16 protein-coding genes and 2 pseudogenes are annotated in these 19316 nt (G+C 70.5%); 4 read left to right on the plus strand and 14 right to left on the minus strand.

What is annotated here, in order from left to right:
* Positions 1–879: elongation factor 1-alpha C-terminal domain-related protein (locus I8N67_RS37875; protein WP_200308833.1), on the plus strand; the 879-nt coding region annotated here is incomplete at its 5' end.
* Between the two features lie 126 nt (positions 880–1005).
* Here the strand turns inward: I8N67_RS37875 and I8N67_RS37880 are convergent.
* Positions 1006–3348 (minus strand): bifunctional salicylyl-CoA 5-hydroxylase/oxidoreductase, encoded by a 2343-nt coding sequence (locus I8N67_RS37880; protein WP_234046932.1) that lies wholly within the window; start codon positions 3346–3348, stop codon positions 1006–1008.
* Positions 3333–4160, minus strand: coding sequence for an enoyl-CoA hydratase family protein (locus I8N67_RS37885; RefSeq protein ID WP_200308834.1), 828 nt, complete (start codon positions 4158–4160; stop codon positions 3333–3335). Before I8N67_RS37885 ends, I8N67_RS37880 begins: the two co-directional genes overlap by 16 nt.
* 309 nt (positions 4161–4469) lie before the next feature.
* Between I8N67_RS37885 and I8N67_RS37890 the strand changes: the two genes are divergently transcribed.
* Entirely contained in the window at positions 4470–4922 is a 453-nt protein-coding gene (locus tag I8N67_RS37890; RefSeq protein WP_200308835.1) for an ATP-binding protein, read from the plus strand.
* 120 nt (positions 4923–5042) lie between these two features.
* Here I8N67_RS37890 and argF read toward each other — a convergent pair whose 3' ends face one another.
* Both argF and I8N67_RS37900 read right to left on the minus strand, forming a co-directional pair.
* Positions 5043–6053 carry an ornithine carbamoyltransferase gene (argF, locus tag I8N67_RS37895; protein ID WP_200308836.1) on the minus strand — a complete coding sequence of 337 codons (1011 nt, stop codon included), beginning with the start codon at positions 6051–6053 and terminating at the stop codon, positions 5043–5045.
* A 72-nt stretch (positions 6054–6125) separates the two neighbouring features.
* On the minus strand, positions 6126–7349 hold the full coding sequence (locus I8N67_RS37900) for an arginine deiminase (protein ID WP_200308837.1): 1224 nt from the start codon (positions 7347–7349) through the stop codon (positions 6126–6128).
* A 190-nt stretch (positions 7350–7539) separates the two neighbouring features.
* Here I8N67_RS37900 and I8N67_RS37905 point away from each other — a divergent pair, with 190 nt between their 5' ends.
* Together I8N67_RS37905 and I8N67_RS37910 are read left to right on the plus strand one after the other, a co-directional pair.
* Positions 7540–8658, plus strand: coding sequence for an SPFH domain-containing protein (locus I8N67_RS37905; protein ID WP_200308838.1), 1119 nt, complete (start codon positions 7540–7542; stop codon positions 8656–8658).
* Positions 8655–9557 (plus strand): NAD(+)/NADH kinase, encoded by a 903-nt coding sequence (locus I8N67_RS37910; protein ID WP_200308839.1) that lies wholly within the window; start codon positions 8655–8657, stop codon positions 9555–9557. Before I8N67_RS37905 ends, I8N67_RS37910 begins: the two co-directional genes overlap by 4 nt.
* A 31-nt stretch (positions 9558–9588) precedes the next feature.
* Here I8N67_RS37910 and uppS read toward each other — a convergent pair whose 3' ends face one another.
* The 10 genes and pseudogenes from uppS to I8N67_RS37955 all read right to left on the minus strand — a co-directional run bounded on the left by uppS (position 9589) and on the right by I8N67_RS37955 (position 19160).
* Positions 9589–11331: a polyprenyl diphosphate synthase gene (gene uppS / locus I8N67_RS37915; RefSeq protein ID WP_234046934.1), complete on the minus strand. Its 1743-nt coding sequence runs from the start codon at positions 11329–11331 to the stop codon at positions 9589–9591.
* Between the two features lie 322 nt (positions 11332–11653).
* Positions 11654–13495, minus strand: a pseudogene (locus I8N67_RS43425) (polynucleotide kinase-phosphatase); the annotation flags it as partial.
* Positions 13496–13633: 138 nt separating this feature from the next.
* Positions 13634–15475: pseudogene (locus I8N67_RS43430) on the minus strand (recombinase family protein); the annotation flags it as partial.
* A gap of 68 nt (positions 15476–15543) precedes the next feature.
* Positions 15544–15750: a hypothetical protein gene (locus I8N67_RS37925; RefSeq protein WP_200308842.1), complete on the minus strand. Its 207-nt coding sequence runs from the start codon at positions 15748–15750 to the stop codon at positions 15544–15546.
* 58 nt (positions 15751–15808) lie between these two features.
* Positions 15809–16285 (minus strand): hypothetical protein, encoded by a 477-nt coding sequence (locus I8N67_RS37930; protein WP_200308843.1) that lies wholly within the window; start codon positions 16283–16285, stop codon positions 15809–15811.
* 323 nt (positions 16286–16608) lie between these two features.
* Positions 16609–17073 carry a hypothetical protein gene (locus I8N67_RS37935; RefSeq protein WP_200308844.1) on the minus strand — a complete coding sequence of 155 codons (465 nt, stop codon included), beginning with the start codon at positions 17071–17073 and terminating at the stop codon, positions 16609–16611.
* A gap of 622 nt (positions 17074–17695) precedes the next feature.
* Positions 17696–18070: a hypothetical protein gene (locus tag I8N67_RS37940; protein WP_200308845.1), complete on the minus strand. Its 375-nt coding sequence runs from the start codon at positions 18068–18070 to the stop codon at positions 17696–17698.
* Positions 18057–18620, minus strand: a complete 564-nt coding sequence (locus I8N67_RS37945; RefSeq protein ID WP_200308846.1) for a hypothetical protein — start codon at positions 18618–18620, stop codon at positions 18057–18059. The genes I8N67_RS37940 and I8N67_RS37945 overlap by 14 nt, the downstream gene beginning before the upstream one ends.
* Positions 18613–18945 (minus strand): hypothetical protein, encoded by a 333-nt coding sequence (locus I8N67_RS37950; RefSeq protein ID WP_200308847.1) that lies wholly within the window; start codon positions 18943–18945, stop codon positions 18613–18615. Before I8N67_RS37950 ends, I8N67_RS37945 begins: the two co-directional genes overlap by 8 nt.
* Positions 18942–19160 (minus strand): helix-turn-helix transcriptional regulator, encoded by a 219-nt coding sequence (locus I8N67_RS37955; protein WP_200308848.1) that lies wholly within the window; start codon positions 19158–19160, stop codon positions 18942–18944. The genes I8N67_RS37950 and I8N67_RS37955 overlap by 4 nt, the downstream gene beginning before the upstream one ends.
* Positions 19161–19316: the final 156 nt, after the last annotated feature.

Raw genomic sequence — 19316 nt, forward strand, 5'->3', positions numbered from 1 at the left:
GCGATCATCCTCGTGGACGCCCGCAACGGCGTCGTCGAGCAGACGCTCCGGCACGCGGCGGTCGCGGCCCTCCTCCGGGTCCCGCATGTGGTGCTGGCCGTCAACAAGATGGACCTCGTCGGCTACGAGGAGAAGGAGTTCCTCCGGATCGTCGAGGACTTCACCCGGCACGCGGAGGAGCTGGGGCTCCCCGGCTTCACCTCGATCCCGGTCTCCGCACTGGTCGGTGACAACGTCGTCGAGCGCTCCGGGCGGATGGACTGGTACACGGGGCCCGCGCTGCTGGAGTTCCTGGAGACCGTCCCGGTCGGCACGGAGGCGGCCGACGCTCCGGCCCGCTTCCCCGTCCAGTACGTGATCCGGCATGGCGGAGTCCGGCACTACGCCGGGCAGTTGGTGTCGGGTGCGCTGCGGGTGGGCGACCGTGTCACGGTCCATCCGTCGGGCGGGACCTCCGAGATCACGGCGATCGACGTCCTGGGTGAGGCGGCGGAGGTCGCGTACGCGCCCCAGTCGATCACCGTACGGCTGGCCGACCAGCGGAATGTCTCCCGTGGCGACATGATCACCACCGGTACGGCGGACGCGCCGACCCTCACGCGGGACGTCCGCGCGTCCGTCTGCCATCTGGCGGAACGGCCGCTGCGGGTGGGTGACCGGGTGCTTGTCCGGCATACGACCCGGACCGTCAAGGCGCTCGTCAAGGACCTCGGCGGACCGGCCGAACTGACCACGAACGACCTGGGCCGGATCGTGCTGCGCACGGCGGAGCCGCTGGCGCTGGACGACTACGCGGTGGTGCGGCGGACCGGCGCGTTCATCCTGGTCGACCCGGCGGACGGGGCGACGCTCACGGCGGGGATGGTCGACCTGTCATAGCTCGCGTTCTGTGTGAGGGCACCCGGCGCTCCTGCTGCACCGGGGCCGGGTGCGCTCACCGGCGCTTGCCGGGTGCCGCTGCGCCCACCCGTGCCGCCCCTAGGCCGTGTCGTCAGCCAGGCATGGCTACGGCGGTGTCCCCAGCGTCAGCCGGGGTCTCGGCGCGTCCGTGCGGCCCGTGTTCGGGCGGCGGCTGCCCGCGCGGTAGGGGGAGGGCCAGCTGACGCCCGGCCCCTCGTAGCCCTGCTCGGCGGCCGCGTGGAGGGTCCAGTGGGGGTCGTAGAGGTGGGGGCGGGCGAGGGCACAGAGGTCCGTACGCCCGGCCAGGATCAGCGAGTTGACGTCGTCCCACGACGAGATCGCACCCACGGCCAGTACCGGGACGCGGACCTCGTTGCGGATGCGGTCCGCGAACGGCGTCTGGTACGAGCGCCCGTACTCGGGGTGTTCGTCGGAGACGACCTGCCCGGTGGAGACATCGATCGCGTCGGCGCCGTGCGCGGCGAAGGCGCGGGCGATCTCGACGGCGTCCTCGGCGGTGGTGCCCCCGTCGGCCCAGTCGGTGGCGGAGATCCGCACGGTCATGGGCCGCTCCTGAGGCCACACCGACCGTACGGCGTCGAAGACTTCGAGCGGGAAGCGCAGCCGGTCGCCGAGGGAACCGCCGTAGCGGTCGGTGCGGTGGTTGGTGAGCGGGGAGAGGAAGCCGGAGAGCAAGTAGCCGTGCGCGCAATGGAGTTCGAGGAGATCGAAGCCGCTGCGGGCAGCACGGCGAGCGGCCGAGGTGAACTCCTCGCGGATATCGGTCAGTTGGGCACGGGAGAGCTCGCGCGGAGTCTGACTCCCCGGCTTGTACGGGATCGGGGAGGCGGCCACCAGGGGCCAGTTGCCCGTGTCGAGGGGGTCGTCGATGCCCTCCCACATCAGCTTCGTCGAGCCCTTGCGGCCGGAGTGGCCGAGCTGGACTCCGATGGCCGTGCCCGGTGCCTGCTCGTGCACGAACGTCACCGTGCGGCGCCAGGCGTCGGCCTGCCGGGAGTTCCAGAGTCCGGCGCAGCCCGGGGTGATACGCCCCTCGGGGCTCACACACACCATCTCGGTCATCACGAGCCCGGCGCCGCCGAGGGCGCGGGCGCCCAGGTGGACGAGGTGGAAGTCGCCGGGGACGCCGTCGGTCGCCGAGTACATGTCCATCGGGGACACGACGACGCGGTTGCGCAGGGTCAGGCCGCGCAGCCGGAACGGCGTGAACATCGGGGGCGTGCCGGGCGGGCAGCCGAACTCGCGCTCCACGGCGCTGGTGAAGTGCGCGTCGCGCAGCCGGAGGTTGTCGTGGGTGACGCGGCGGCTGCGGGTGAGGAGGTTGAAGGCGAACTGCCGGCCCGGCTGGTCGAGATGGAGCCCGATGTCCTCGAACCACTCCAGGCTGGCCCGCGCGGCACGCTGCGTGGAGGCGACCACCGGGCGCCGCTCCTCCTCGTACGCCGTCAACGCCCTTGCCAGATCGGGCTGTTCCGTCAGACAGGCGGCCAGCGCCAGCGCGTCCTCGACGGCGAGTTTCGTACCGGAGCCGATGGAGAAGTGCGCGGTGTGCGCGGCATCGCCGAGCAGCACCAGATTGCCGTGCGACCAGCGCTCGTTGACGACCGTGCGGAAGGTGGTCCAGGACGACTTGTTGGACTTGAGCGGGCGTCCGCCGAGCGCGTCCGTGAAGAGTTTGGCGCAGCGTTCGACGGACGCGGAGGCGTCCAGCTCCTCGAACCCGGCGGCCCGCCACACCTCCTCCCTCATCTCCACGATGACGGTGGACGCGTCCGGCGCGTACGGGTAGCCGTGCAGTTGCATCACACCGTGCTCGGTCTCGGCGATCTCGAAGCGGAACGCCTCGAAGGCGAAGTCGGCGGCGAGCCAGATGTAACGGCAGCGGTGCTCCTCCACGGCCGGCCGGAACACCTCCGCGTACGCCTCGCGCGTCGAGCTGTGCACGCCGTCCGCCGCGATGACCAGGTCGTACGTCTCGCGGAGCCATGCCGGGTACGGGGCCTCCGTACGGAAGCGGAGCTCGACGCCGAGTGCGCGGCAGCGGTCGTGCAGGATCTGGAGGAGGTGGCTGCGGCCCAGGGCGGCGAAGCCGTGTCCTGCGGAGGTGTGGCGGGTGTTCCGGTGGACGATGTCGATGTCGTCCCAGCGGGTGAAGTGCCGTTGCAGGGTTTCGTAGACGGTCGGGTCGGCGTGTTCTATGCCGCCGAGGGTTTCGTCGGAGAGGACCACTCCGAAGCCGAAGGTGTCGTCGGGGGCGTTGCGTTCCCAGAGGGTGATTTCGCGGGTGGGGTCGAGGCGTTTGAGGAGGGCGGCGGCGTAGAGGCCGCCGGGGCCGCCGCCGATGATGGCTATGCGGTGGGGGTGGCTGGGGTCGTGGGGCGGGTGCGGGTTCGTGGGGGCTGGTCGCGCAGTCACCGTCCCCTCCATTTGGGAGGTCGCTTTCCCTTGAACGCCGCATGGAACTCCGCGTAGTCCTCGCCGTTCATCAGCAGGGCCTGGGTCGCGGCGTCCAGTTCCACGGCGGCCGACAGGGGCATGTCCAGTTCGGCTGTCAGTAGCGCCTTGGTCTGGGCGTGGGCCAGGGCCGGTCCCTCGGCGAGGCGGCGGGCCAAGGCTTGGGCGGCTTCGTCGGCGCTGCCTTCGTCGGTGAGCTGGCTGATGAGGCCGATGCGTTCGGCTTCCGGGGCGCGGACCGGGTCGCCGAGCATCAGGAGGCGGGTGGCGTGGCCGAGGCCGACGACGCGGGGCAGGAGGTAGGCGGCGCCCATGTCGCCGCCGGAGAGGCCCACGCGGGTGAAGAGGAAGGAGAAGCGGGCGGTGGGGTCCGCCACGCGGAAGTCGGCGGCCAGGGCGAGGACCGCGCCGGCGCCCGCCGCCACGCCGTGCACGGCGGCGATCACCGGGAACGGGCACTCGCGTACGGCCCGTACGACCTGGCCGGTCATCCGGTTGAAGTCGAGCAGCTGGGAGGTGTCCATGGCGAGGGTGGCGCCGATGATCTCGTCGACGTCGCCGCCGGAGCAGAAGCCTCGGCCGTCGCCGGCCAGCACCAGGGCGCGGACGGACTTCTCCCGGGACAGCTCGGCGAGCAGGTCGCGCAGGTCGGCGTAGGCGCCGAAGGTGAGGGCGTTGAGTTTCTCGGGGCGGGCCAGGGTGACGGTCGCGACGCCGTCGGTGATCTCGCACCTCAGATGGAGCCAGTCGGAGGTGCGGGCGGCGGAGCCGGTGAAGGGACTCATGACGGGCGGCCTCCTCGGGGGCTACCGCTGCGCTGCGGCTACTTCCCTACCCGACGAAGCTATCACCGATATCTGACTGTCGTCATGAGTACGCGATAGGCGGCGAGGCCCGCCGACGCTCCGTGACTCGGTCACGGACGTTCGACAGGCCGGTAACGACGGGATCGGCCGGGCGCGGCGGGGCGTTGGTGTGGGTACACCGCCTGACAACGGGGCCCGCAGGCCCCGTACGGCTCCCCTAGAGCGGCTCTGCCGGTTCGCGCCGTACCATTCGTCATGTTGAAAGCAGGACGACCCATGACCTGCTCCATGAACGGACCCACCGCCTTGCAAGATCCCTCCGCCCCCGCGTCCTGGCGCATCGCGCTCCCGCACACCGCTGCGGCCGTGCCTGTCGCTCGCGCGTTGGTCCGTACGGCGCTGAGCGAGCTGGCGCATGGGACGGACCGCGACACGGCGGAGCTGCTGACGGCGGAGCTGGTCGCCAACGCGGTGGAGCATGCGGCGGGGGACGGGCCGATCGAGCTGGTCGTGGAGTTGTCGCCGTCCAGCTGCAAGGTGGAGGTGCATGATCCGGATCCGGCTCCGCCGGGGGATCTCACGGCGCCGGGGTTCGGTGAGCCCGATCCCTGGCAGGAGCATGGGCGGGGGTTGCTTCTCATCCGCGCCCTCAGCTCGGCCTGCGGCCATCGCGCGACGGGCTCCGGCAAGGCGGTCTGGTTCCGCTTGCGCACGGTGCCGCGTCAGCGCCGCCCCGCATAGTTTTCACCCCCGCCGCCCCTACCCGTCCCATCCCGTACCTGGGGGCTGCGCCCCCAGGCCCCCGCTGTCGGCCTGAACGGCCTCGTCCTCAAACGCCGGACGGGCTGAAACAGCTTGGGCTCAGGCCAGCGTCGCCACCAGTACCGCCTTGATCGTGTGCAGGCGGTTCTCCGCCTCGTCGAAGACGACCGAGTGGGACGACTCGAAGACCTCGTCGGTGACCTCCAGGGAGTCCAGCCCGTGCAGGGCATGGATCTCGCGCCCCACCTTCGTGCCGAGGTCGTGGAAGGCCGGCAGGCAGTGGAGGAACTTGACGCCGGGGTTACCGGTGGCGCGCAGGACGTCCATGGTGACGGCGTACGGGGACAGCGCGCCTATGCGCTCGTCCCAGACCTCCTTCGGCTCCCCCATGGACACCCAGACGTCCGTGGCGACGAAATCGGCGCCCTCCACCCCCTCATGGATGTGCTCCGTGAGCATGATCCGCGCGCCGCTGATCTCCGCGAGCTTGCGCGCGTGGGTGACGACCTCCTCGGCGGGCCAGTAGGCCTCCGGGGCGACGATCCGGACGTCCATACCGAGCAGCGCGCCGGTGACCAGGTAGGAGTTGCCCATGTTGAAGCGGGCGTCGCCGAGGTAGGCGAAAGCCAGCTCGCCGAGCGGCTTGTCGCTGTGCTCGGTCATGGTCATCACGTCGGCGAGCATCTGGGTGGGGTGCCAGTCGTCGGTGAGGCCGTTGTAGACGGGCACTCCGGCGTACGCGGCCAGCTCCTCGACGTTCGCCTGACTGTCCCCGCGGAACTCGATGGCGTCGAACATCCGACCGAGCACCCGCGCGGTGTCCCGCACCGACTCCTTGTGGCCCATCTGCGAGCCGGCCGGGTCGAGATACGTCGTCGACGCCCCCTGGTCCGCCGCGGCGACCTCGAACGCGCAGCGCGTGCGCGTCGAGGTCTTCTCGAAGATCAGCGCGATGTTCTTGCCGCGCAGACGCCGGGTCTCCGTCCCGGCCTTCTTGGCCGCCTTCAGCTCGACGGCCAGCTCGATCAGGCCACGGAACTCCGCCGCGGTGAAATCCAGCTCCTTGAGGAAATGACGCCCGGCGAGGGCAGCGGTGGGGACAGTCGCCATGGGGCGCTCCTGGATCGAGGACGACAGGGACATCACGAAGAAGACTGGAAGTCTATACGACGTTCCACATTTCTATACGGCCGACCTCTCTACGGGACAGCTCATACAGCGCGGCCCGCCCCTCCCCCGCCCCAGCTCGCTCCCCGGGATCTCGATCACCTCGATGCCCTGCTTGCGCAGATGCGTGTTGGTGGTGGCGTTGCGCTCGTAGGCGACGACGACGCCCGGTTCGACGGCGAGAACGTTGCAGCCGTCGTCCCACTGCTCGCGCTCGGCGGCGTGAACGTCCTGCGTGGCGGTCAGCACCCGGATCGCGTCGAGGCCGAGCGCGGCGGCGATCGCGCGGTGCATGTGCTCGGGCGGATGGTCGGTGACCTTGAGTTCCTTCTCGCCGACGCCCGGCTCGATGGTGTACGAGCGGAGCATGCCGAGTCCGGCGTACTGGGTGAAGGTGTCGCCGTCGACCATGGTCATGACGGTGTCCAGGTGCATGAAGGCCCGCCGCTTCGGCATGTCGAGGGCCACGATGGTCTGCGCGGAGCCGGCGGCGAAGAGCTTGTGGGCGAGCATCTCGACAGCCTGCGGGGTGGTGCGCTCGCTCATGCCGATGAGCACGGCGCCGTTGCCGATGACGAGGACGTCGCCGCCCTCGATGGTGGACGGGTAGTCGGCCTGACCCTCCGACCAGACGTGGAACGTTTCGCCGCGGAAGAGCGGGTGGTGCCGGTAGATCGCCTCGAAGTGGACGGTCTCGCGCTGGCGGGCCGGCCAGCGCATGGCGTTGATGGAGACCCCGTCGTATATCCAGGCGGAGGTGTCGCGGGTGAAGAGGTGGTTGGGGAGGGGGTCGAGGAGGAAGTCGTCGAGTTCCATGACATGGAAGCGCACGGAGGCCGGCTCCATGTGCGCGTCGAGGAATTCCCGCTTGGTCATGCCGCCGATCAGGGCCTCGACGAGTTCGGCCAGGGACAGGGACTCGAAGGCGGCCCTGAGGTGGTCCGTGGCGAGCGGACCGTACTCCTTCTCGTCGAAGACCCGGTCGAGGACCAGCTCCCTGGCCTGCGGGACGCGCATGACGTCGGTGAGGAGGTCGCCGAAGAGGTGGACGGCGACCCCTCGGTCACGCAGCACATCGGCGAATCCGTCGTGCTCGGCGCGCGCCCGGCGCACCCACAGCACGTCGTCGAAGAGCAGCGTGTCCTTGTTGCTGGGGGTGAGCCTTTTGAGCTCCAGATCCGGCCGGTGCAGGATGACGCGGCGCAGCCGCCCGGCTTCGGAGTCGACGTGGAATCCCATGTCCTCATCCTGACCATTCGGGCGCGTGTTCACCCGCCGGTTGGCCGGATCGAATCGGCACCTCCCCATTGCGTCCTCTTGACGATAAGCCCCGGCCCCATTATCGTCCATGTGACGCAAACAGGTCCGCGAGCAAGTGCGCGGGCAGCTGCAAGGACAAGCCCGCACGCGATCATCAGGGGGATCATCCATGGCCGACATCACCAGGCGGCTCGGCTGGCGGCATCTGCGTGGCGCGCCCACCGCGCACATCCGTCACCACCGCTCCGGGCGGCTCGTGCACGACGGCCCGGGGCTGAGCTTCTGGTACCGGTCGCTGACCGCCGCGCTGTCCGAGATCCCGGTGGACGACCGGGAGTTGGCGATGACCTTCCACGCCCGTACGTCCGACTTCCAGGACGTGGCGGTGCAGGCGACGGTGACGTACCGGGTCAGCGACCCGGCGATCGCCGCCGCCCGGCTGGACTTCTCCGTCGACCCCGACACGGGTGTCTGGCGCGGCGCTCCCCTGGAGCAGTTGTCGACACTGCTGACGGAGACGGCCCAGCAGCACGCGCTCGACGTGCTGGCCCGTACGTCGCTGGCGTCGGCCCTGGTCGACGGGGTCGCGGCGGTCCGGGAGCGGGTGGTCGGCGGGCTGGCGGCCGAGCCGCGGCTGCCCGCCACCGGGATCGAGATCGTGGCCGTACGCGTGGTGGCGCTGCGGCCCGAACCGGAGGTGGAGCGGGCGTTGCGTACGCCGGCCCGGGAGCAGATCCAGCAGGAGGCGGACCGGGCGACGTACGAACGCCGGGCCGTGGCCGTCGAGCGGGAGCGGGCCATCGCCGAGAACGAGCTGGCCAGCCAGATCGAACTCGCCCGCCGTGAGGAGCAGTTGGTCGAGCAGCGGGGTACGAACGCGCGGCGGGAGGCGGAGGAGAAGGCCGCCGCGGACGGGGTGAGGGCTGGCGCGGAGGCGGCCAGGACGGTACGGCTGACCGTCGCGGAGGCCGAGCGGACCGTGAAGCTCGCCGAGGCGGAGGCGGCGCGCAACGTCAGGCTCGCCGAGGCGGAGGCCGTCCGTCAGGTCAAGCTCGCCGAGGCGGAGGCGCGGGCCGCACGGGAGGTCGGTGCGGCGCGGGCCGAGGCGCAGGCGGCGTGGCTGCGGGTGCACGACGAGGTGGACGCGGCGACCCTGCACGCGCTGACCGGGAGCCGGCTCGCGGAGAACCTGCCGAGGATCGAGAGCGTGACGGTGTCGCCGGACGTGCTGACCGGACTGCTGGCGAAGCTCGGCGGCGGGGCCGGACCGGCCGGGGACTCCGCGTGAGTCTCGCCCCGCGCGTCGTGCTGGTCCATCGCACCACCGAGTACGAGGAGTTGGTGGCCCGGCACGGCACGCACGGGCAGGCCGCCTTCTTCCTGCGGTCCCGGGGGCGGGACATCGAGGACATGGCCGAGCGGCACCGGTTGGAGCGCCGGGCGCTGGCCGAGGTCACGTCCTCGATCCCCCTGACCTGGCGTCAGGCCCGGGCGGAGCGAGGCGACTTGGACCGGTTCCTGTTCGCCCCCGAGGACGTCGTGGTGGTCGTCGGGCAGGACGGACTGGTGGCCAATGTCGCCAAGTACCTGGCGGGGCAGCCGGTGGTGGGGATCAACCCGGATCCCCGGCGCAACCCGGGCGTCCTGGTGCGCCACCGGCCCGCGCAGGCAGGGAAGTTGCTCGCGTCCGCACTGCTGCCAGGAGCCGGCGTGGAGGCGTTGACCATGGTCGAGGCCGTGGCCGACGACACCCAGCGGCTGGTCGCGCTCAACGAGATCTACCTCGGCGCGGCCGGCCACCAGACCGCCCGCTACCGCCTGGGGTTCGACGGCGACAGGAGTGCCGTCGAGCCCCAGGCCTCCTCCGGGGTGCTCGTCGGGACCGGCACCGGGGCGAGCGGGTGGATCCGGTCGGTGTGGCAGGAGCGGGCGAGCGCGCTGCCGCTGCCCGGTCCGGGCGAGGCCCGGCTGCTGTGGTTCGTCCGCGAGGCCTGGCCCTCCCCCGCGACCGGGACGTCCCTCGTCGCGGGAGAGCTCGCGGCGGCCGCCCGGCTGTGCCTCACCGTCGAGTCGGACCGGCTCATCGCCTTCGGCGACGGGATGGAGGGCGACGCACTGGAGTTGACGTGGGGTCAGACGGTGCGGGTGGGTGTCGCCGAGGCGCGCCTGCGGCTGCTGGGCGACTGACGGCCGACGCGGAAGGCCGTCACGGGGGGTGTCACTCACCCTCGTTCCGCGCCGGCACCGATGCCTGCACCGACGCCGCCCCCTTGCGGCGCTTGCGGTGCGTGTAGGCCTCGATGGCCTCCCACAGGTCGCGGCGGTCGACCTCCGGCCAGGGCTGGTCGGTGAAGTGCAGTTCGGCGTAATGGGCGTGCCAGGGAAGGAAGTTGGAGGTCCGGATCTCGCCGCTGGTGCGCCACAGGAGGTCCACGTCGGGCAGCGCGTGGTGGGGCAGATGCGCGGCGAAGAGCTGCTCGGAGACCCGGGCGGGGTCGATCTCACCGGCCAGCGCGGCGCGGGCCAACGCCGCGCCCGCCTGGGTGAGTTCGGCACGGCCACCGTAGTTGACACAGATGTTGAGGGTGAGGCCCGCACGGTTGCGGGTGGCGTGTTCCTGGCCGCGGAGTACGTCCGCCACGTCGTCCGGGAGCCCGTCGGGGGAACCCACCCAGCGGAGCCGTACGTCGTGGTCGAGGAGTTCGCCGTCGAGGAGTTCGGCGCGCATGATCGCGAAGAGCTTGGAGACCTCGTCGGGCGAGCGTTTCCAGTTCTCGGTGGAGAAGGCGTAGACGGTCAGGTGGGGAAGACCGATCTCCAGGGCGCCCTGGACCACGTCCCGCAGCGCCATCGCGCCGGCCCGGTGGCCCTCGTCGCGGGGCAGCCCCAGCCCGGTGGCCCAGCGGCCGTTGCCGTCCATGACGATCGCCACGTGCTGCGGCAGATGAGCGGCGGCTATCGTCGGCGGCCGGACGCCGTCGCGGTGCGGGCGGGGCGGCAGCGGCGGTTCGGCGATCCGGCTCCCGAGCGGCTCGGGGCCCCCGAGCCGGTCCCCTGCCGCCGCGCCGGTGGGCGAGGCCGCGTCCGTACGGCGAGCGGCGACCGTCCGCGCGGTGTCGGTGACCGTGTCCCGGCCGGGCGGCAGCGTCAGCCGCCACACCACCGCGGCCCGTGCCCGGGCCGGGCCGAGGATCCGCCACTCGATGTGCCGGGGCACGCGCACCTGCCGGTGCAGGACGGCCGATCCGGCCCGTACGAGCGCGTCCAGCTCCGCGCCGAACAGTTCGACGGCGGTGTCGAGGACGATGGAGGGGCCCAGCGGCAGCGTGTCGCGCAGCGCCCGGCGGGAGTTCTCCAGCCATTCCCGTGCCTGGCCGGCGAGGTGGGCGATCAGCTGCTGAACGGCGGGTGTCCACTGCCGGGAGCGCAGCTCGGCCGGGGTGACCTGGAAGCGGTCGAGGACCTCGGCGGGGATCCACAGGTCCTCGCCGTCGAGGTCGTCGACGAGGTCGCGGAGGGTGTCGGTGAGGTAGAGGCCCTCGACGAAGCGGGTGAAGCCGGGGAGGTCCCGCAGCCGCACGGGCACCGGCAGGCCGCAGCGCACCAGCATCCGCATGAGCTGTTCGGGCCAGCTGAGGTTCTGGGCGTGGGCGCGCTCACGCCACTCCTGCCAGGTCGCGACACCCTTGCGGTCGTCGTCGCGCTGGACCGCGTCGAGGGCGCCCAGCAGGTCGCGGAGGTCGAGGCCCCAGTGCCACACCGCGTCGGTGAGCGCGAGCCGGATCGGGTCCTCGCTGGTCCCGCTCGTCAGGTCGGCCTCCAGCGCGTCCCGCCACTCCTGGAGCCGCCGGCCGCGCTCCTCGGGGGTGCCCTCGCCGGAGTCGATCAGGTCGTCGGCGTAGGAGAAGGCGGCGTACAGGGCCCAGCAGGCGGGCCGGGCCGCCGGAGGCATGAGCTGCATCAGGGCGAGTTCGGTGGGCCGGGTCGTGCGGACCAGGCGGCGGCACTCGTCGTATGCGGCGTCGAGTGCCGATCGCTCTCGCCCGGACCGCGCTGTGGTGCGACGCAAGGGGAACCCCGCATACCTTCGAATGGGACCGATGGGACCGACTCGGGTGGCAGCGCTCGCCCGCGACTGGCTGCGATCGCTGTCCCCCCGAGCACTGCCGGAATCGCTGAACCATTCGAACGCAGTGCACGGCCACGCCTTTCTGCGACATTATCAGCCGCAAAGTCGCCCCACCGGCGCGGGTCCGTCCCGCCACAGGCGCGGGTTCCCCCGGTCAGAGCCGGGGGTCCACCGGCTCCGACTCCAGGGCCAGCACCCCGAACACCGCCTCGTGCACCCGCCACAGCGGCTCCCCCTCGGCGAGCCGGTCCAGGGCCTCCAGACCGAGGGCGTACTCGCGGACGGCGAGGGAGCGCTTGTGGTTGAGGAACCGGCCGCGCAGCCGGGCCAGGTTCTCCGGGCGGGTGTACTCCGGGCCGTAGATGATCCGCAGGTACTCGCGGCCCCGGCACTTGATGCCCGGCTGGACCAGCCGCCCCTGCTTGCCGCGCACGACGGCTCCGACCGGCTTGACGACCATGCCCTCGCCGCCCCGGCCGGTCATCTCCAGCCACCAGTCGACGCCGGCCCGCACCGAGTCCTCGTCGCCGGTGTCGACGAAGAGCCGCCGGGTGGTCCGCAGCAGGCCGCTGCCGTCGAACTCGACGAGCCGGTCGATGAGGGCCAGCTGTTCGTCGTGCGGCAGGCCGGCGAGGCTGCGGCCCTGGACGGCGAGGAGCTGGAACGGGGCGAGCCGTACGCCGTCCAGGCCCTCGGTCGGCCAGCAGTAGCGCCGGTACGCGTCGGTGAACGCGGCGGCGTCGGCGGCCCGCTCCCGCTGCTTGCCCAGCAGTTCGCCCACGTCCACGCCGCGTGCCGCCGCGCCCTCCAGGGCGGCCAGCGCCCCCGGGAACACCGCGCCGGAGGCGGCGCCGACGGCTGCGTACTGGGTGCGCAGCAGCCCGGACGCCTTCAGCGACCACGGCAGCAGCTCGGCGTCGAGCAGCACCCAGTCGGTGTCCAGCTCGGCCCAGAGCCCGGCCGCCGTCATGGCCTCGCGCACCCGGCCCAGGACCAGTTCGGTGCGGACGGCGTCGTCGAAGAACGGCCGGCCCGTACGGGTGTAGAGGGACCCGGTAGGGCCTCCCCCACTCTCGGCTGCGCTCGAGCGGGAGGTACCCCCATCCCCGAAGCGCTCGCGGGCCGCGTCCGCGTCGCGGCAGACCAGGGCGACCGCCCGCGAACCCATGTGCTTCTCCTCGCACACGACCCGCGCGACGCCGTCCTCCTTGTACTGCGCGAACGCCTCCGCCGGGTGCTCCAGGTAGCCCTCGATGTGCGAGGTGGGCGTCGGGGCCATGGTCGGCGGGAGGTACGGCAGCAGGCGGGGGTCGACCGCGAAGCGGCTCATGACCTCCAGGGCGGCGGCCGCGTTCTCCTCGCGGACCGACACCCGTCCCGCGTGCCGGGTCTCGACGGACCGGCGGCCGTGCACGTCGGCCAGGTCCAGCGGCCGGCCCTCGTGCCCGCCGGGCGCCTCGGAGGCCAGCGGCCTGGCCGGCTCGTACCAGACCTTCTCGGCCGGTACGTCGATCAGTTCACGCTCCGGCCAGCGCAGCGCGGTGAGCGCGCCGCCGAAGACGGCGCCGGTGTCCAGGCAGATGGTGTTGTTCAGCCAGGACGCCCGCGGAACCGGGGTGTGACCGTAGACGACGGCCGCGCGGCCCCGGTAGTCCTCCGCCCAGGGGTAGCGCACCGGCAGGCCGAACTCGTCGGTCTCGCCGGTGGTGTCGCCGTACAGGGCGTGGCTGCGGACCCGGCCGGAGGTGCGGCCGTGGTACTTCTCCGGCAGACCGGCGTGGCAGACGACCAGCCGGCCGCCGTCGAGGACGTAGTGGCTGACGAGCCCGTCGATGAACTCCCGTACCTGCTTCTTGAACTCCTCGCTCTCGCCCTCCATCTGCTCGATGGTCTCGGCGAGGCCGTGGGTGTGCTGGACATTGCGGCCCTTGAGGTAACGGCCGTACTTGTTCTCGTGGTTGCCGGGCACGCAGAGCGCGGCGCCCGAGCCGACCATAGGTGTTTCCGCAGGTGACTCCTCGTGCCGGATAGGCAGGATGCGCGGGTCCACGCGGCCCTCAATCTTGAACGGCGGTAGCACGGGCATCCCCGCCGGAAGCGTGCCCTCGTTGGGGATCGCCTTCATGATCTCGGCCCATACGCCAGCGCGCAGCCAGCGGTTGAACCGGGAGTGCACGGTCTTCCACAGGATGTCGCCGGGGACCTCGACGCCGTACCAGCCGCACCCGGTGCGCGCCTTGAACAAGATGCCGTCGACCACCGCGCGGCCGTCGATCAGGCGATGGTTCGGCGGCTCCCACGCCTTGACGACTGGTTCCACCAGGGCCCACACCTCGTCGGTCAGCGGCGGTGGCACCAGCCGCCCCGAGTCGGCGAACCACTTGGTAAGGGTGCAGCCCTTGTTCGTCTTGCGCTCGGGCATCGGACCCGTGACCGTGACGCGCACGTCCAGCAGCGCGAGGATCTCGCCCTGTTCCTCGGGCGTCATGTCGGCCAGGCGGGTACGCGCCAGGTCGGCCAGCGCTGCAAGGTCGTTCGCGCGCTGCTCGGCGGCCTGAGTTTCGTCCATCCAACGCTGCGCCTCGTCGCGCATCTCCTTGAGCTGCTCCCGCTCGTCAGTCAGCGTCTTGACGACCTCCTCAATCGTGGACGCGGGCACGTTGAGCCGGGCGTAGGTGGTCAGCGTCTCGGTCATGGCCTTCTCACGGTCGGCCACCTGCTGGTTCAGGTCGGCCACCCGCGCGCGCTGCGCGTCCTGGTCCGTGTCGGCCATGCCGACCCACTCAGCCGCCATCGCCCGGAGCTGGTCAGGGTCACCGAGGAGGCTGACGACCTCGGCCCAGACTGCGGCCTCAAGCTCGTTGGCGGGGATCTGCGGGTCGTCGCACGTCGGGGCGTGCGCGTACTCCTCCTGTCGGCCCTTGCAGCGGTACCAGCGTCCGGGCCCCTTGTGCCGCTTGCCGCCGATGTAGTGCTTGCCGCACTGGGCGTGCACCCGACGCGACAGCGGATAGACCCCGGCCTGCCCCTTGGGCTTGCCGGAGGGTTCGCCTACGGCGGCCTTCAGGTCGGCCACCTCCTCGGGCGTGAAGATCGGGTCAAGCTCGATGCGGACGGTTTCGCCGTAGAGCGGCTGGCCGTTCTGGTCGAGCTTCGGCCCCCGGCCGTTCTTCACCTTGGTGTTGCGGAAGATGAAGACCGCCTCAAGGACTGCCGTGGACATCAGCCGGGCGCGCAGGTTCTGATGCGACCACGGCTTGCCCGAGCGGGTGAACAGCCCTTCGGCGTTCAGGCGCGCGGCAGTCTGGCGCATGTTCAGCCGGAACTCGACCAGCAGCTCACGGGCGCGGCGCAACACCTTGACCTCAGCCGCGCACTTGATGAGCCGGGAAAGACCCTTCTTGCCCTGGTCCTCGATCTCGTAGCCATACGGGGGCGGGCCGCCGACCCAACCGCCCTCCTCGGCCTTCTCCTGCAACCCGCCTTGGGTGCGCTGCCGGATGGTCTCCCATTCGGTCTCGGCGTAGTCGGCGTCACGGCGCATCTTCTTGCGACCCTCGGCCGTGCTGTTGTCGTAGTCGTCCTGGACAACGCCGACGTAGATGCCCATGTCTTCGAGTTCCCAGACCCACCGCCAGAAGGCGCGACCGGTTCGGCCGATGGCGCGACCCTCATTCACGACCACGATGTCGAAGGGCTTGGGCTTCTCGCGCGCCAACTCCATCAACTTGTTGAGGTCTTCGCGCTGGTGCGCCTCCAGGCTGCCGCTGATGCCCTCGTCGCAGAAGGTGCCGACGTGCCGCCAGCCCTTGCGCTCGATGTGGCGCAGGATCTTCTTCGTCGAGTACTGGACGCCGTAACCCTTGGCCTGGTCCTCGGTGGAGACGCGGGCATAGGCGACCGCCCGGAGCTGGCCGCCCGACACGAGACGTTCGATGACGCCCGTAGCAATGGCGGCTGTGTTTTGCTTGTTCACGCTGGGTTCCTCAATCTCTCAGCACTTCGGCCCGGTCGGGGGTGCCTCCTCGGCCGGGCTCCTTCGTGTTAACGAGCGAAGTCGGCGGTGCAGTCGGCCCAGATGAAATCGCCGGTAATCTCGCTGGCGGCGACCTCGCGCACCCGGAGTTCACAGACGCTGGCGTCGGGCACGTCCTGCCGGGCCTTGTCGGCAAGCCGCTGGATCTCGGTGCGGTCGTGGTGCTGGGCGGTGACCATGCGGCCCTGCGGGTTGCGGTACTGGATCTTGAACATTGGGGCTCCTCAGGGGGAGCCGGGCGGCCTCAGCCGACCGCCCGGCGGGGCGGGTCGGTCAGGCGGTCTGGAACTTGAGGGTGCGGCGCTCCTTGCCCTTCACCTCGTAGACGAAGTGGTCGCCGTCCATGTGGCCGGTGAAGGTGGCGCGGCCGACCTTGGCCGTGATCTTGGCGGGGGCCTTCGCCTTGCGGGCGGCGCGGGCTGCGGCGCGCTCGGCCTTCTCGGCGGCCTTGGTCTCGGCGCGGGTGATCCCGGCGGCGACCATGTGCCCGAACGCGAACTTCGCGGCGTGCGTGCTGGCGTCGGCGCTGCTGGCGATGCCGTCCACCGTGCGGATGACCTCGGTGCCCTCGGCCCCCATGCGGATCAGGAAGCTCTTGAGCTTGGCGTCGTGGCCGGGAGCGAACAGCCGCTTGGTCTCCGCCTGGCAGCCGGTGGTGCGGCCGTCCTCGGTGGCGAACTGCGAGCAGGTGCAGGCGACGGGCTCGGCCTGGTCGGCGGTCTTCTTCGCGGCGGTGGTGTTGGCGGCCATTTCGTTCTCCCGAATTCCCCTGAATTCCGGCCTGTCCGGAATTGCTGAGAAAATCAAATCACGGGATTTGCGCACCGCACAATTTCTGAAATTTAGCCGAATCTAAAAAGGTGGGGAGAATAGGCGTGCCCACACCCATTCGCGCACCATCAATAACGACAAGTGACGGCCTTTCTTTGTCACCACGCGTAATTGTGACTGTGACCGTGACTGGAACTGGAACACCCCCGGCACACCCCCCGTGCCCGGGCACGTACCCGGTGGGAGGGGGGTCCTGCCACAGTCACAATCACAGTTCCAGTTCCAGTTCCAATTACGGGCGGTTATTCGTGGCGTCGCGGGTCGTTGACCTTGTCTCGCGGGATGTGGGTGCCGGGCGGCAGGCCGAGCGCGCTGGCCTCGTCCAGCCCGGCCGGGCGCGAACCGCCCCTGATCTGGTGCAGCTTGACGGAGAAATAGGCCACCTCCCCCGCCGTCCAGCGGACGACCTTGTAACCCACCCAGAGCCCACCGCCGACCACCAGCCCGCCAGCGACCGGGCCCAGCTCGGCCACCGCGTACGCCCCGCCAGCGGCTGCGGAATTCACGCCGAGGACGGCCCACGGAATCCACCGCCGAGGACGCCGAAGCACGGTGCCAGCACCCATGGTTTCGACCTTCGGGCGACCGGCCTTGGTGAGTCCGGCCCTGCGCTTTGCCTTGGTGTCGTGGGTGTAGTTCGCGCCGAAGCTCACGCGCTTTCCGTTGCGCGTCCTGAATTCCGGCCGGAACGCCTTGGTGGTGGCCATTGGTGGCCTCTTCCGGCCACCGCTCCCGCGTGATTTTCTGGTGGAAGATCGGTGGCCTTAGACGGTGGAGGTCATTCGGTTGGTGGGTGAGCCCCGGAATTCGCTTGGCGGTGAGGTCCGGGGTTCATCTGTGTCTGAACGTGCTGTCACGCGTCGTGTTGAGTTCGATCACGGGAAGTAAGGCCGGCGAGAGGTTGAGGGTTGACCTCGTGCGTGCCGGATCTGGGCCCGTTCCCTTGCGTGGTCGTCAAGGTCCGCGCCCCGGGGTCCGGGGGTCGAGCCGGACCCGGCTTGCTGGGTCGTCAAGGTCGGGCCGATCGGGTCGAGACCCGGGCCGGACCTCAACGCCCGGACCCAGACCCGGAGTTGCGTGGTCGTCAAGGTCCGGCCCTCTCGCTGGCCGATCGGCCCGGACCTGGCCGGACTCGTCCGCCAGTCGCGCCGACCTCGCCAGATCCGGCGCGCTGTGTGGCAGGAAACGAGCGTGGGTACCGCCGTTTCGCGTGTTCCTGCGTGCCAGCCCACGGGCGGCTCTCCCTGGATCTCGCCGGGGCAGGCCGGGCCCCGTGGGCCCCCGGCGGGACGGGAGGCCGTCCGTGCCCCCGTCCCGCCCCGCCGCTGGCTACCGGCCGCCGCGCACCCTGGTGGCCGGGCGGCTCTCGTCCACGATCTCGGTGCGCCCGTCCTCGTAGGTCCGGATCGCCTGGCCCGTCACCCGGTCGCGGTGCTCGCTATACGACTTGGCCACCTGCCCGGCGTGCGCGTTCTCGCGCCCGATCCCGGCGGCCTTGCGGATCTGGTCGGCCTGGTCCTCGGTCATCGCGCCGTCACCGTGGACCGACTCGCCCCGGATCACCGCCGAGTCCAGCGGGGTCCGGCCGTCCCGGTGGTGGAAGCTGCCGGGCGACCCCGGTCGCATGGCCCGGATCTCGTCCACGCTCGGGCCGTCCGGGGTCATCGGGCCCTGCACGATCTCGCCGAATTCACGCTTCGTCATTTTGCTTTGCCTCCTGCTTGATGATTTCGGCAGCCTCGGCGCTGTCGAATGGAACGCCGTGCTGTGCCTCGAATCCGTCACGGACCGCGCGCATCTGGTCGCGCAGGTCCATCAAGGCGTCCTTGACCTCTTCGGCCGATTCCCGTTCGCTGATCTCGGGGGTCATGCGCTGGGCGGCCTGGGTGAGATCGCCGATCGCCTTGGAGGCGAACGCGTAATCCCGGTGGGTGCGGGCGGTGCGCAGCAACATTCGGGCCACTGCGATGTCCTCGTGCAGGCCGAGGGCGATTCCGGCTTGCGCCTTCTTCAGCTCGGCAATACGCGCCTTCAACGCCACCTCGGTCTGCGAGGCGTCGAAGCTGAGGCCGTTAGCCTTGGCGATTCGGGAAACCGAAACGGCAGGAATTCCGGTGCGCCGTGAAATTTCATTTCGCCCCATACCCTGTTGAGCGAGCACGACAACCATTTCCGCGCGAGGGTGGACCGGGCCACCTCCGGCCGGTGACGCAACCTCGTTGCCGATGCTTTCCGGCTCATCGAATTTAGGCACCTCGCGGCTCCCAGTTCATGACCCAGTCGGCCACCGCCTCCACGGCGTCGAACTGCGCTGGTGTGGTCGCCCGGTCGGTCATCTCCGAGAGTTGGAGCATCGCTACGTACTTGGCCACCCCCAGCGGATCGCCCTTGATCACGTCGATCACGGTCGGGTCTTCGACGTGTGCCCCGTCCCGGTCCTTGACGAGTGCCGTTACGCCCTCGTCGCTCAGCTCGAAAATCCGAACCTTGTGCGTCTGAATGCGGCCGGTCTCGTCGCGGGTGATGGCCACCCAACCTTTTTCGCCGTAATGCAAATTCGGCATCTGCGGCTCGCTCACTGGGCCACCTCCCCCACCGGCGGCGTCACCGTGAGGTCTTCGACATTGCACCCCAGGGCTACCGCCAGCGCCAAGATTGAATGTGAGTTCGGCTGGGCTTTTCCGGTTTCCCATCGCCGAATGGTGAGGGGGTGCCTTTCCAGCTTCTCGGCCACCTGCGCCCGGCTCATCTGACGCTCTTTGCGAATCTCTCGCATGGCGTCCTTATCCAACACGTAAACCAACCCCCCTTCTCGGGATCGTCGCGATCTCTAGAACTATTCGATCATGATCGTCGAGATCCCCGGAACACCAATAAGGGCTTGCTTTCAACGCAAGATAGACGGGAGGGTCTCAGGGCCCCGGCGTTTGCCTGGATCGCCCCGACCTGG

Source organism: Streptomyces adelaidensis (assembly GCF_016598475.1).
In the GTDB taxonomy this organism is placed as follows: Bacteria; Actinomycetota; Actinomycetes; order Streptomycetales; family Streptomycetaceae; genus Streptomyces; species Streptomyces adelaidensis.